This is a genomic window from Pseudoalteromonas sp. ATL1 (genome assembly GCF_058933015.1).
This window is the reverse complement of sequence record NZ_JBZYXL010000001.1, coordinates 3,949,244-3,963,483: the sequence shown is the minus strand read 5'-3', so window position 1 is coordinate 3,963,483 and position 14,240 is coordinate 3,949,244. Positions and strand designations below refer to the sequence as shown.

Sequence of the window (14,240 nt, the reverse complement as noted above, 5' to 3'; positions counted from 1 at the left end):
AAGAGCGGCTTAGGCCGCTCTTTTTTATGGCTGAAGTTTACGGCAAGACGCCTTGTCTGTAGCGAAACCTGCGGATTTCAGAAAACTAGAAGGCCAGCCCGCATTGGTTATCTTCCATTTGGAGATCCAAACAGAACCGACGTTGTTCTTATTTCTTGGCTTTCGTGGCGGTTTTTTCGTGTGTTTACGTATTTACCTATAAAGCGGCATTTTTGCGTCCGTATATAGAGCGGCGGCTAACAAACCTGTTCGCAAATGGCATTTATGTAGGAAACTTGTATGGGAAAAAAATCGTCTCAATCCGACACGTTGACGGTGGAGTTTGGTGTTGAGGAATACAGCAGCAATCAGTTGGGTAGTGTTCTTGAACTAATCCGCGCGGAGCGCCGGGCCTTGGTCCTTGAAAGCCAGGCAAAATATGCGACAAAGCGGGCTGTAAAAGCTCAGGAAAGAAAGCAGGCTCTTAAAACCAAGCGTAAAGTTCAGGGGCTGTACGGCGCCTGTATTTTGGTTATTCTAGGCCTAATATGGAGTAAGTACGGTCATCAGGATATTACGTCGGAGGCGGAACATTTTCAGGAGCCAGCAAAAATTAGCTATAGCGTAGCACAGTTAAACCAGATCGAGCGGCGTATTCGAAGTCGGTTTTTATCCGATGACTGGCGTTTTCACGGGGCTAGTGCAGTAGGGCCGGATGTGATGCTTTACGTAGAGTTACCCGAGCCGCTCGATTTAGAAATTAATTACCAAGTCGATTACATTAAACGGACCCTATGTCCCAAGCCGGGCAGTGAAATATGGGGCTATATTGCACCAAAAAATTTGTTTTTTCACTTGTACGATTACGATATCTCCGATGCGGTTTCAGCCAACTGTGCGTTAAGTGGCGTGGACAAAGCCCGAAGCTAAGTGACTTAGCTGCTCGGGGTCGGGCAAAGGTTTGCTATGCTCGCGGCTACTTTACAACAGGGATTAAGGCTTAAATGCAGCAACGAGTGTTCTGGTACCGGGCGCCGTTTTAGGGGGGAAGGTAAAGCCTGTGAACAAGCTCCTGACCTTCGTCAGGATGACGGTGTGGAGGTTAGGGTGAAGCGTGTAGTGGTTAGGAAGAAATACTCGTTACCCTCAATCGACATTCTTTACACTGAACCAGAATCCGTCACCCTGAACTTGATTCAGGGTCTATGTCACCCTAAGCCGACATCGTCACCCAGAACTAGTTTCAGGGTCTAGTCAGGGTCTACTCAGAGTCTAAGTTTACTCACAACCGCTTTACCCGCTTCACTTAACACATACCGTTGTAAACGGCTGGTGGGTTTATCTGGCAACGTCATTGCAATCAAGCCCAACTCAAGCGCGGGTTTTAAATAACGCGCTTGAAATGACTTTCTATCTTTTAACCCAAGCGCCTGTTGTAAAGAGGTTCTATCAATTGGCGCAGGTTGCCCATCTAATACGAGTAATAGTTTTTCGACTTGGGGGGTGACTTGGGGGGTATTCTGCCCCCCATGATCTTGTAGAGTTTCTAAAATCACGAGTTCAACAGACGAATAAACCCTACAGCACTAAAGGTTATCGCACCGCCGAAGTGACACTCGGCGGCGTAGATACTGACGAGAACAGCTCAAAAACCTTCGAAGCCAAAAAACAACAAGGCTTGTACTTTATCGGCGAAGTCACCGACGTAACGGGCTGGTTAGGCGGATACAAGTTCCAGTACGCATGGAGCTGCGGATTTGCCGCAGGGCAGGCGGTTTAGGTGTGTAAGTAAAACTTTGGGGTTAAGATCTTGATCTTCGTCACGATGACAATGGGTGGTTGTTAGGGCGCGGGAGTGCTGATGATTAGTAAATACCGTGTAATTCGAATTACTTATTAGCAAACGTTTTTTATCGTTGTAAGCAGTTTGCCTTGTAAGGTTAAATTGGTAATATTTTGATGGGCAGGAGTTTAATGTAAGCTCTGGTAGGGGAGTGTTGTTATGTATTGCTAGTCATGGGAGCTTATTTTGGCCTTAACTGCTAGTACTAGCCCAGAGTATGGCAGTCGCCACAAAGCACTGACTTGTGGAAACAAAACTTGTGATAGGCACTCATGTGAATTGTTTTGAATATCGTCATCGGAATAACTGTGTGGTGGTTGAACCATCGCGTTAATTTAGTTCGAGCTTCATATGATTTAAGTCAGGCTTTATTAGTCCGTTATGCTGATGATGTTTTTAGGGTTAGCTACATGCCAGAAGAAGAGATTCTACTAATTTATGATAAAGAGTGTCCTGTTTGTGATAACTATTGTCAGATAGTTAGAATCAGGGAAAGTATAGGTAAGCTGGTGATTGTTAATGCTCGTGAAGAAAGTAAAGTGATGAGAGAGATCACTCAAATGGGCTTTGATATTGATCAGGGAATGGCTTTAAAAATGGGCGGACAAATTTATTATGGCCCAGAAGCGATAAATGCTTTAGCGTTAATAAGTAGCCGCTCTGGTGTATTCAATCGTTTTAACTATTGGTTGTTTAAGTCAAAAAAATTATCTCTGATTTTATATCCAATATTAAAATTACTAAGAAATATTCTGCTAAATATTCTGGGTGTTAGTAAAATTAATAATCTCGAAAAATCGAATAAAAAGTGATTATTACTTTAATCTATAATAAATAGGCTGCTTTGTCGATTTTTACCTAAACGTTAAAGTAATTTAAGTTGTTATAACTCTGTATGAAAGCGACTTTAATAGCAGGGAGGAACTTGTAGCCTAGCACTTGAATGACTATTTTTGAAGGGGATCAATCTCCGAATTAGAATATTCGATTGTTTTGTTATTTACATCATTTTATTGGTTCATTCTGTTCGTCAATCATGCTTAGTATGAGAGCAGGGCAAGATCATGAACTTTACCTTGGCATAATTTTATGATCTTATACTGCTTTTCAGATTAAGCAGCACAATTATGTCAGCCAATAAGTTGTTCGAACACTTTTCTTCAATTGATGACCCACGCCAGCAAGGTAAAGTGCAACATCCATTATTTGATATTCTGTTTCTAACAATCAGCGCCGTAATCGCAGGTTGCCAAGGTTGGGAGGAAATTGAAGAGTTTGCCCATGACAAACTAACTTGGTTACGTAAGTTTATAGCGTTAGCTAACGGCGTGCCGCGGCACGACACGATTGCAATAGTTATAAGTCGTATTGATATGACCCAGTTTCAAGCCTGTTTCTCTCAATGGATGCAAAGCTGTAGTGAACTCACAGACGGCAGTGTGGTTGCCATTGATGGAAAAAGGCTAAAAGGTTCATTTAAACAGCCAGATAGAAAAGATGCTATCCACATTGTCAGTGCGTTTGCCTGTGAAAATGGTGTTACGTTAGGTCAATGCAAGACCGACTCGAAGTCCAATGAAATCACCGCAATCCCAGAGTTGCTACAGTTACTAGAGCTAAAAGGTTGCTTAGTAACGATTGATGCGATGGGCTGCCAAAAGGAGATTGCGAAGCAAATTATAGAAAAAGAAGCAGATTATTTGCTGGCTCTCAAAGCCAATCAGGGCAACTTATTTGAACAAGTGAAACAACTCTTGCAACCAGAAATATCACGCCAGATAGCGACTGATAGCTTATTAAGTGAAGTAGATTATCAACGAGGTCGAGAAGAATTCAGAGCGGCTGTTGTCTGTCATGAAATGGCTCAAATTCCCGCAAGTGCTAGCTGGCCCAATTTACAAAGTGTAGGCGTGATAGTGTCTTACCGTAAATCGGATAACCAACAGCAAGGTGAATTAACCTATCGATATTACATAAGCTCAGCGAACTTGAGTGCGCAAAGACTAGCAGAAGCCACGCGAGCACATTGGTATATTGAGAACAGTCTTCATTGGTGTTTGGATGTGGCGATGAATGAAGATGGTTGCCGTATACGCCGCGGCGGAGCAGCAGAAGTGTTGGCTGGTGTAAGACATATTGCATTGAATTTATTGAAGAAAGAGACATCCTTTAACAAAGGTGTGCGCGCTAAACAGCTAAAAGCAGCTAGAAACGAGTGCTATCTAGAAAAGGTATTGAATAGCAAGTGATTTTTCATGCTCTTGCCCTGAGTATGAGAGTACTCTCATATTACCTATAGCTTTAGAGCAAAACATGGCCATGTATCTGACGAGTTTAACGCTCTCTATGGTTTACCACCTGGGTTACGTAGTGCAGATTCTTACTGAGTAGAGCGTGCTCAATAGTAACGCAGGTGACTATGTCCTAAGTAGATTTAAAAGTACCAAGTAAGAATAAATTCAGCGAAGTCATCATCATTTAATGGGCTGATAGGATCTCTACTATCAGTACCTGAGAAATACCACATATTTAAACTCCATTTAAGCTGGTTATTAATTCTTGATGAGGCTTCTAATTTTGACCAAGATGAATCTAATCCAGAAATGTCTTGGCTAGTCCCCAAAATTATTTCCGTGCCATCAATGTCATTGAATACCCAACGTAAACCTACAAAAATGTCTTGTTGAGAGAAGCTGGTGCTCTGTTCTTTCCTTGAATCGAATTGATATTCTGAGATTATACCTAAATTATAATTGCTACCAAAAAGCCCCGTTATTGAGTACTCAAATCCGGCTACACTTGCAAAATAATTTTCTCGCGTGTTTCGGTGTAAAGCTTCTAACTTCCATAGCCACGACCCTTGGGTTGCTTGCAGATCTAATGAGATTTGTTGCATCTGAGCGTAGTACGGTTGAACTCCTTCAAATGTTGGTAACAAATAGGGGTCACGTTGAGTCCCTTCAAACAGCGCAATACCAAAATCTATGTTATCCAATACATGGCTATATCTGAGAGCCACATCTACGTGTTGTTGCCCTGCGCCAGATTCGTATATCGCTTCTTGCTCAACGGTTAATTTTGAGCTTAAGCGGCCTTTTTTACTCGCAAATGTGCGCTCTCTAAAATAAGGCAATATCCAGCCTTGCAGTGTTCCCCAATCTTGATTAGAGATGATTGATAGCATTGGCTGGCCGAGTTTTTGCTCAAAGTCGACACTTTCAATCAGATCTGTTTGATTAATCGTGTCAACTAAATGGAGTGACTCGGTTACCCCCCAAAAGACCTTTCCAACCCCAACATGTAGTTCATATTGATCAGCAACGTGAATATACATTGCTTCTCTTATATCAAGTTTTGTCCGTTCCGCGTCTTGAAAATCTTTTCTAGCGAATATGTCTATGTTGATCTGATCAAAACTGCTTGAACTCAATCCTCGCCATTCTAGTGAGGTCGCGACTGATGAGTTGCTATCAGTCGCATGGCCGACAGAATGAGGAAACTGTCTGTTTTGTGCACTAACCTGTCCTTGAAAATCCCATTCAAAAGAACTCGCAATGCTCATATGTGAGCAGAATAAAATGGCTGAGCATGGCGCAAGCCAAGAAAAGAGCGTATTTCGCATATTATCTTGTCATTCCCTGTTAATTTTTTTTGAATTGTTTATTACTTAGATTATTTAATTATTATAAAAAATAATAACATTTGCTTTTAGTTTTATAAAGGCTGTGATTTAATACTGCGGCTTTTGCGTGTTATTTAACCGCGATCAAAAGACGCTGAGTGGGTGATGGGTGAATCTTGTTAATTTGTGGTTTATCTGGTTTTCTTGGTGTTGACTTTTTGTTTATATTTTTATTTGCCCTTATATCCTTTTCGGGTTGTTGGCGAAAGTGGGTAAATAAACAGTCGTATTAAAAGGAATATTTTGAAATGACAAAGTTAGGATTCGATCACCAAGATGTACAAACTTGGTTAGTAGATAAATTCGCAATGCGTTTAGAAGTTCCAGCAGAGCAAATAGATGTCAATATGCAATTCTCTGATTTCAATTTGGCTTCGGTAGAAGCTTTGTTGCTCGCTGGAGAGCTTGAAAAATGGCTAAATGTTGAAATGCAACCGACTTCAATGTGGTATTTTCCAACTATTCATGAATTGTCAAAGCATATCGTCGACGACTTACTTTCTCAGTAGTACGGATGAAGGCACATGAAAGTTGAAAAGTTCTCCGCAGTATTTGAGGTCAATACGCCTGCCAATACGCAAGAATTGATAGTGTGTTTACACCCCGGGGGATTATCCTCTAAGCACTATAGTGAATTAATTGATTATTCGAGTGCGCGTTTATTGGTTGTTGAGCTTAGTTTACTGCCGCAATATCAGTTAACAATGACAAGCCAAGAAGATAACTCAGTAAAATATTCAATGGCTGATGTTGTCAATGAAGTACACAAGCAGCTGCAGAAGTATCTAAACACAGATTGTCAAAAAGTCACTATTATTGGGTGGTCATTTGGTGGTGTGCTTGGATATGCGCTAACTGAGCTTATAAACATGCCATGCCAGTTGATTGCACTCGACTCAATTGCACCGCTAAAACAAAATCAGCAATGTACAGAACAAGTTGCACCTAGCATTGTGTATAAGTGGTTTATTGAATTTATAAGTGCGGTAAAAGCACACGAATTAGTCATAGAAACGTCCTACTCTTCTTATACACAAGATGAGTTTGTATCTACCGTGTTTGAGCACGGTCTAGCACAAGGTATTTTTAAACAATTTGATACTATTAATGGTGTAAATAAGCTGTTTGAGACGTTTGCACTTGGTCTAAAGCGTAACATGCTATTGTCTGCTGGTTTTTTCCCTAAACCCAAGCCTGATCTTAATATTTTACTGATACGAAGTCGTTCTGGGTTACAAGAGGTCAGTGCCTATCCAGATTGCATTGGCTGGTCAAAGTTATCATCAAATGTTCATATCGTTAATGTGGAAAAGGATCATTATGCATTATTCACAGACAACATATCTCTAGCCTCTATTTATGGGGCTACCTCAGTGTTTAGTCAATTGAAGTTGAGACATAAACATGGGTTGCTACATAAAATTCGTCGCTTGTTTAAAAAATAAGCAAACAAAGAAAAAATAAAAAAATAAAAAAAACAAAACAATAATCAAGCTTCTGAGCGCTGACGGTGAAAACGCTCGTGTTTTTTGCTGCCTGTTTTTGTTGTTTTGGCTGTAAATTAACTCTGATAAGGAAAGTGTAATGAGTAAAGAACCGATTGCAATTATTGGTTTGTCTAGCCTTTACCCCGGTGCAACTAATCTCAAAGAATATTGGGATAATATATTGATCGGTAAAGATTGTATCACGGATATTCCTGATACCCATTGGAACATTGAAGATTATTTTGACGATGATCCTATGGCTGAAGATAGGACATATTGTAAAAGGGGGGGATTCATTCCTGAAACTGATTTCAACCCCGTTGAATTTGGTATCCCACCTAATATCCTAGAAGTGACGGATGTCTTACAGCTGCTGAGTTTGAATGTCGCAAAAGCAGCATTCCATGACGCCGGATATTTAGCGGACGATGTTGATCATTCAAGGACAGGTGTCATTTTAGGGATTACGGGTGCGACCTCATTACAACATTCTTTAGCGCAGCGACTCGATTATCCAATTTGGCGAGAAGTTTTGACCAGCAAAGGGTTGTCAGAAGAAGAAGCCGAGCAGCTCATTAAGACAGCCAACACTGCGCATGCGCCTTGGGAAGAAAACTCATTCCCTGGCTTATTAGGTAATGTTGTTGCGGGTCGTATTGCTAACCGCTTTAATCTAGGTGCCACAAATTGCACCGTGGATGCTGCATGTGCCAGCTCTCTTGGTGCATTGAGAATGGCGATGGATGAGTTACAGATGGGACGTGCAGACCTCATGCTCACCGGGGGATGTGATTCAGAGAACTCAATTTTAACCTTTATGTGCTTCTCAAAAACGCCCGCTTTTTCGAAAGAAAATAAGATTCGTCCTTTTGATAAACACAGTGATGGCACTTTGATCGGCGAAGGCATGGGTATGATTGCGCTAAAACGCTTGTCAGATGCACAAAGAGATGGTGATCGTATTTATGCGGTTATTTCTGGCTTGGGTAGTGCAAGTGATGGCCGTTTTAAGAGTATTTATGCACCACGTGCCAGCGGTCAGGCGTTATGTTTAAGACGTGCTTATGAAGATGCACAATGTGAACCGAACGACGTGAGTTTAATTGAAGCGCATGGTACAGGTACTCCCGTGGGAGACGCTACCGAGTTCAGTGCGTTAAAAGAAGTATTTACAGAAGGAGATGGGCAGCATATTGCACTGGGTAGTGTGAAGTCGCAAATTGGCCACACTAAAGCTGCAGCAGGGGCTGCATCGCTGATTAAAGTTGCACTGGCCTTACATCATAAAGTGCTGCCTCCAACCAACAACATCACGGCACCCCATGACAATCTAGATATTGAGCAATCGAATTTCTATTTAAACTGTACAACAAGACCATGGTTCAAGCATCCACAGCAAGATAAGTTGAGAGCTGGTGTTAGCTCCTTTGGCTTTGGTGGGACGAATTTCCATGCTGTCATTGAGCAGTACGAGACATCGCAGCCAGCGAAACGTTTAAATAATATGCCTCATGCGTGTGTCATAAGCGCAGCTTCACATGAGCAGTTAATTGAATTGGCTAAGCAGCTTAAAGACATTGATTCCGTGACTGATATACCGTTTATGTCGGCAGAATCACAAGCGCCGAGAGTAGGCTTTGTGTGCCAAAGCATGTCTGAATTTCAAGAGAAATTAGAACTGTTGATCAATCAGTTACAGGGCGCTAAAGCGGATACCGCATGGCAGTTGCCTCAAGGGATATACTTTGCGCCAAATTCAGCCGTGACTGACAATACAAAAGTGGCTGCATTGTTTCCTGGGCAGGGTAGTCAGTATATTGATATGGGCTTGCATCAAACAATGAATGTGCCTCAAGCACGCTCACTGCTTGAAATTGCAAACGAAACTTTATGGTCTCACGCCAATACTGTACTGACGGATTTGATGTACCCTTTCACCAAGTTCACAGAGCAAGCTAAGCAAGCTGATTGGGCTAAATTACAACAGACACAACATGCACAACCTGCGATTGGGTGCGTATCAGCTGGCGCATTTGCATTTCTAAAATCTTGTGGTTTTACACCTGATTGTGTAGCTGGGCATAGCTATGGGGAGTTAACAGCACTATGGTCAGCTAATGTGTATGACGACGAGACATTTGTATCTTTGTCTGTGAAGCGTGGTTTGTCTATGTCTGAAAAGCCAGAAGGTACGCAATCAGGGGAGATGTACGCGGTTGGTATGTCGCAGGCTGATGTGGCGACGCTTATCAGTGAAGCACAATTGTCAGATGTGTACATATGTAATATTAATACGCAGCAGCAAACGGTCATTGGTGGTCACCCTGAGCCATTAGCTAAATTAGCATCACAGTGTGAGCAGCGTGGACAACAGCTTACTAAACTAGATGTATCGGATGCCTTTCATACGCCATACGTAGCACATGCAATTGACAAATTTTCATCTTACATTGAAGAGGCTGACTTTGCGCAGGCCAACTGCCCAGTATATTTAAACGAAGCTGGCACTGCCCACACGGATGCAAGCGATATAAAACTTAGTCTAAAAGGGCAATTAGGTAGACCAGTTCAGTTTCTGTCGGTCATTGAAAACATGTATCAAGATGGTGTACGTGTATTTGTAGAGTGTGGACCTAAAGGCACATTGAGCTCCATGGCAAAACGCATTTTGTCACAATATGACGATGTTACTTATATCAAAACCGATGGTGGAAAAGGTAAGCCTAGTGATAGTGCACTCCTGTCTAGCTTAGTCCAATTGGCGGTAGCAGGTGTGAAAGTCAACTCGCCAGATTTACCAATTAGAGTGTTTCAACCTGCTGAGTCGAAGGGTGGGTTTACAGTGCCCTTTAGTGGCGTGAATTATCAAGATCCTAATCGCTTGAGCCAATACAAAACGGGCTTAGAAGACATTGCAAATTCGGCGATTCAGCAGCAACACAATAATGCTTCCATAACAGAGACTTCAGCTGTGCAACGCTCGCATGATGCGTTCAATATATCCGTTGAGTCAGACGCGGGTAACTCAGTCGACACCACACAGGCACAAGCTGAAGAGTTATTAGTGGAGCCAAATATACCTCAAGTAACACCAGAGCACGTTATGTCGGTGCACAACGCGGAACATACAGGATTGGAAATACTAGGAAGAGCCATGAGCGACAATACAGAATTGCACAAGACCTATCTTAAATATATTGATGACAATGCACGTAGTACCACGGAGTTGGTTGATCGTGTGATCACGTCCACTACTGAACAACCTGCGGTGGCAGGCGCGATGATTCAATTAACTCAAAAAGCATTTGATTTAATTGAAAAAGGTCAAGACGAGACTGCGTTTGCACATCGCGTGTTTTTAGATGCAGCCCTACACGAAGAACGACCAGCCAAAGATGTATTGAGCTCTGATATTCCCTCTAATGTTGCACCTCAACAGCTACCAGTAAGTCAGCCAATCAACAATAAGCTTGTATCTGAACAACAATCAGAAGATAAACCGATTACAAAGCAACATGTTGAGCCAGTCGTGACTACATCGAAAAGCAACGTTGAAGATGTAAAACCGCAGCCTATGTCATCAAAAGCAACACCAAAAGTCAGTGCTGAAGTGGTTGAAATGCAAGTAATGACCATCATTGCAGATAAAACTGGCTATCCGATAGGTGTATTGGATGCGCAGATGAGTTTGGAATCAGACCTTGGCATTGACTCGATTAAACGTGTAGAGATTTTGGGGGCTGTTCAAGAGGCATTACCTGAACTAACTAATTTGCAAGACCATGCATCCGCACAAATCAATACTATTGGTGACTTACAAAAGGTCATTATGGCTGCCTTGCAGTCACCTAGCTCTGTATCATCAAATGAGGCCACAGCGACACCAACTACGGCTGATGTACCTCAGGTTGATATTGAGTCTATATTGCTTAAAGTGGTCAGTGAAAAAACGGGTTATCCATTAGATGTGTTGTCTTTAGATATGCACATGGAATCTGAATTAGGAATTGACTCAATTAAGCGTGTTGAGATTTTAGGTGCAATTCAAGAACAGTATAGTGATTTACCTGATTTGAATGCGGAAGATTTAACTGCATTAGAAACACTCCAAGAAATCAAGTCTTACTTTGAAAACCTGACTAGCAATAGTAACGCACAGAGTGTCGGGGCGCATGTAAAGGACGTTTCAACGAGCATTGATCTAAAGGCGGTATCAGCTGAAATTCTAAGTATTGTCAGTGAGAAAACAGGGTATCCCAAAGATGTGATCAGCCCAACGATGGCTTTTGAGTCTGATTTAGGCATTGACTCAATTAAGCGAGTAGAAATCCTCGGTGCAGTTCAAAGCGCATTTGATAACTTACCAGCATTGGATAGCAATGACCTTACTAACTTAGATACCATTGGGGATTTGCAAGCTTATATTGAAAATGCACTGAGTGGTCAAAGTAATGCTGCAACAGCAGAGAGCCAACAAGAAGAGATCGCGGCTTTTGACGTTGCTGGATTTGAACAAACTCTACTAAAAATTGTAGGTGATAAAACAGGTTACCCTGCCGATGTGCTCAATCTAGATATGGATCTGGAAGCTGATCTCGGGATTGACTCGATCAAGCGGGTAGAAATATTTGGCGCGATGCAACAATCTTTGGGCCAAGATATGGCGCTTCCTGCGGATGAATTGTCGGCTTTGGTCAGTTTAAGAGACATTGTAGATTACGTTGTTAGCCAAGTAGGCACACCTTCATCGGTGACTGATACAGATGTGCGTAACAATCAAGCTGAAAACTACAACCACGTACTGGAGGTGAACAATCAAGCAAAAGTATGTGAATATGACGTTCAGCTTTCAGCTATTCCACCGGTTGATGAAAGCCAAGTATTTTCACAAGGTAGTAAAGTATTATTGGTCTCAGAAGGTAGCCAAAGAACAGTAAAACTTTTCGAGGCTTTACAAGCACGCAAGCTTGCCGTGACTTTGCTGCGCTACCCAAATGTTGCTGATTTAGACGTTGATGCAGATGTGATTGACCTGCAATGGTCACAATCACCGAAAGAAATAGTGGCACATTTTGATAGCTTTAACGCATATGTACTACAAACACTTCCCAGTACTCATTCAATGCTTAGTCCGGCTGGTGCTGATGAACAGTTTAACTGGTTGTCGCAGCATTTATTGTTTGCAAAAGATGTAGTGACAAGAGATGTACATAGCGCAACAGAGCGCGTTGCATTTGTTTGCGTGAGTTACGAAGATGGCCAGTTGGGCTTATCACAACCAGAACAAGGGCTATATAGTGCAGGTGTGAATGGTTTAGTCAAAACCTTGGCACATGAAAATAGTTTAGTTTTTTGTAAGGCTGTTGATGTTGATAGCGCGTTAGACTCTGCATGTGCGGCAGAATATGTGGTCGCGGAGCTTCATGACTATTCAAATAAATACAAAGAGATAGCATACAACGCCGAGGGCCGCCATACGGTAACATTTAGCGAAGCTGTGTATGGTGAAACCGCACATACTAATAACGCTGAGCATGTCATTGTTACTGGCGGAGCTAGGGGGGTGACAGCTACTTGTATAAAGACTCTTGCCAAGGCGAATCAGAGCCATTATCACCTATTGGGACGCTCTGCACTGTTAGCTTCGGATCCTAGTTGGGCAGAAGGGTTAAACGATGCCGCGCTAAATGAAGGGGCAATGATATTTTTGCAATCAGGCAAAGATAAGGTCACACCCAAAGCAATTCGAACGCTGGTGCGTGAGGTGACGAATTCACGAGAGATCCGCGAGACATTAGAAGCAATCAGAGAAGTGGGGTCAAAAGCGGATTATCACACTGTTGATGTTAATAACTTAGAGTCTGTAACTAATTGGGCGAGCGAACAAGATTGGCTTAAAGAGCCAACTGGAATAGCGCTTGTACATGGTGCAGGTGCATTGGCTGACAAGTTGTTGAAAGATAAAACCATTACAGACGTACAGCATGTCTTTGCTCCGAAAATTTTTGGCTTAGTTAATTTACTATCCGTGCTTGACTTGTCGATGCTTGAGCGTGTTGTGTTGTTTTCATCTGTCGCTGGATTGTATGGCAACCCAGGTCAGTCTGATTACGCGATGGCAAATGAAATTCTCAACCGGTTTGCAGTATTACTCAATACGCAGCTAAAAGCACACAACACTGATGCGAGTGCGACATCCATTATTTGGGGCGCATGGGATTCAGGTATGGTCGATGCGAACTTAAAGAAAATGTTTGAACAACGAGGAGTTGCATTGATTGAAGAGTCGCAAGGAGCTGAGGTGTTTAGCAATGTGTTTATGATGCCGACTTCGCCTGTGTTTTTCTTTGGTCCAAACCGGGGACTGGCGGGTTCAGATAACATCGCGTCCATGTTTAAACATGGCTCTTGGTCTGTAAAACGTAACTTACAATCAATTGCGAGTAATCGCCTTCTGGCAGATCACAGTATCGATGGTCATATTGTACTACCGACAACATTTTCCTTAGGAATGGTGTTCAATATCATTGAAGGGTTATTCCCAGGATTGAGTGCTGTTGCATGTGAGCAGCATCAAGTGAAAAAAGGCATTGTGGCAGATGATAAGTTCAAACCAGAGTTAGAGTTTGTGGTGAATAAGTCTGCACAATGGCGAGAAGACAATCTTGTTGTTGATGTCGTTGTGAAAAACACCGCAAATGACCAAATACACTATGTGTGTAATGGCGTAAAACTCATTGATGGTGATTTGATGCCAATGATTGAACGTGCCTCCGGTGCTGAAATTAATCGCACGATGCAGCCGATCTACGATGACAAGATTTTATTCCATGAATCTCGCTTCCAATTATTGAAGACATTTGAACAGACTGCGGATCAGGCGCTTGAGTTTAGTTGCGAGTCGGACTTGATCAGCGACATGGTATTAGAACAACACGCAACCAGTAAGTTGTGTCCATTATATTTGGATGGTGCAATTCAAGCGGCTGCTTATGTGATTTACCACTTAGATGATGTGGTGAACCTACCGACAGAGGTGAGCAATGTCACGCTGTATCGACGTCCTAAATTTGCAGAACGAATTATCATTAAAGCAGTCTTGGTGAAACCCTCAGACTTTACACCAACGTTATCGATAAAGGGTCATACGGAGACAGGGGAAGTTCTCTTTAGCCTTGAAGGTACCTTTATAAAAAATAATGCACTACTTGAGAAGTTCCGCGCGAAGCCAGCACAAGTAGACTAGGGG

8 protein-coding genes and 1 pseudogene are annotated in these 14,240 nt (G+C 42.3%); 7 read left to right on the top strand and 2 right to left on the bottom strand.

Annotated features, from left to right (window positions below; all coding sequences use genetic code 11):
• Nucleotides 1–279: 279 nt before the first annotated feature.
• A complete protein-coding gene (locus tag AC5FX4_RS17420) occupies nucleotides 280–909 on the top strand; it encodes a hypothetical protein (protein ID WP_493607578.1) in 630 nt (209 codons plus the stop codon).
• A 335-nt stretch (nucleotides 910–1,244) separates the two neighbouring features.
• Here AC5FX4_RS17420 and AC5FX4_RS17415 read toward each other — a convergent pair whose 3' ends face one another.
• Nucleotides 1,245–1,535, bottom strand: coding sequence for a Fic family protein (locus AC5FX4_RS17415; RefSeq protein ID WP_493607577.1), 291 nt, complete (start codon nucleotides 1,533–1,535; stop codon nucleotides 1,245–1,247).
• Nucleotides 1,536–1,552: 17 nt separating this feature from the next.
• On the opposite strand from AC5FX4_RS17415, the pseudogene AC5FX4_RS17410 reads away from it, so the two are divergent.
• The 3 genes and pseudogenes from AC5FX4_RS17410 to AC5FX4_RS17400 all read left to right on the top strand — a co-directional run.
• Nucleotides 1,553–1,759 (top strand): annotated as a pseudogene (locus AC5FX4_RS17410) (NAD(P)/FAD-dependent oxidoreductase); the annotation flags it as partial.
• A gap of 371 nt (nucleotides 1,760–2,130) precedes the next feature.
• Entirely contained in the window at nucleotides 2,131–2,634 is a 504-nt protein-coding gene (locus AC5FX4_RS17405; RefSeq protein ID WP_493607576.1) for a DCC1-like thiol-disulfide oxidoreductase family protein, read from the top strand.
• A gap of 315 nt (nucleotides 2,635–2,949) precedes the next feature.
• The gene (locus AC5FX4_RS17400) at nucleotides 2,950–4,071 is read left to right on the top strand and encodes an ISAs1 family transposase (RefSeq protein ID WP_493607575.1); all 1,122 of its coding nucleotides are present in this window, start codon (nucleotides 2,950–2,952) and stop codon (nucleotides 4,069–4,071) included.
• A gap of 185 nt (nucleotides 4,072–4,256) precedes the next feature.
• Here the strand turns inward: AC5FX4_RS17400 and AC5FX4_RS17395 are convergent, their stop codons facing one another.
• The gene (locus AC5FX4_RS17395; RefSeq protein WP_493607574.1) at nucleotides 4,257–5,384 is read right to left on the bottom strand and encodes a hypothetical protein; all 1,128 of its coding nucleotides are present in this window, start codon (nucleotides 5,382–5,384) and stop codon (nucleotides 4,257–4,259) included.
• A gap of 368 nt (nucleotides 5,385–5,752) precedes the next feature.
• On the opposite strand from AC5FX4_RS17395, the gene AC5FX4_RS17390 reads away from it, so the two are divergent.
• The 3 genes from AC5FX4_RS17390 to AC5FX4_RS17380 all read left to right on the top strand — a co-directional run bounded on the left by AC5FX4_RS17390 (nucleotide 5,753) and on the right by AC5FX4_RS17380 (nucleotide 14,237).
• Nucleotides 5,753–6,013 carry an acyl carrier protein gene (locus AC5FX4_RS17390; protein ID WP_493607573.1) on the top strand — a complete coding sequence of 87 codons (261 nt, stop codon included), beginning with the start codon at nucleotides 5,753–5,755 and terminating at the stop codon, nucleotides 6,011–6,013.
• Between the two features lie 15 nt (nucleotides 6,014–6,028).
• Nucleotides 6,029–6,949: a thioesterase domain-containing protein gene (locus AC5FX4_RS17385; protein ID WP_493607572.1), complete on the top strand. Its 921-nt coding sequence runs from the start codon at nucleotides 6,029–6,031 to the stop codon at nucleotides 6,947–6,949.
• Nucleotides 6,950–7,088: 139 nt separating this feature from the next.
• Nucleotides 7,089–14,237, top strand: a complete 7,149-nt coding sequence (locus AC5FX4_RS17380; protein WP_493607571.1) for an SDR family NAD(P)-dependent oxidoreductase — start codon at nucleotides 7,089–7,091, stop codon at nucleotides 14,235–14,237.
• The last annotated feature ends 3 nt before the right edge of the window (nucleotides 14,238–14,240 follow it).

What these genes read in the sequence shown, in the direction of transcription:
- AC5FX4_RS17420 (WP_493607578.1), top strand. Translation starts at nt 280, where the DNA reads ATGGGAAAAAAATCGTCTCAATCCGACACGTTGACGGTGGAGTTTGGT.
- AC5FX4_RS17400 (WP_493607575.1), top strand. Translation starts at nt 2,950, where the DNA reads ATGTCAGCCAATAAGTTGTTCGAACACTTTTCTTCAATTGATGACCCA.
- AC5FX4_RS17395 (WP_493607574.1), bottom strand. Translation starts at nt 5,384, where the DNA reads ATGAGCATTGCGAGTTCTTTTGAATGGGATTTTCAAGGACAGGTTAGT.
- AC5FX4_RS17390 (WP_493607573.1), top strand. Translation starts at nt 5,753, where the DNA reads ATGACAAAGTTAGGATTCGATCACCAAGATGTACAAACTTGGTTAGTA.
- AC5FX4_RS17385 (WP_493607572.1), top strand. Translation starts at nt 6,029, where the DNA reads ATGAAAGTTGAAAAGTTCTCCGCAGTATTTGAGGTCAATACGCCTGCC.
- AC5FX4_RS17380 (WP_493607571.1), top strand. Translation starts at nt 7,089, where the DNA reads ATGAGTAAAGAACCGATTGCAATTATTGGTTTGTCTAGCCTTTACCCC.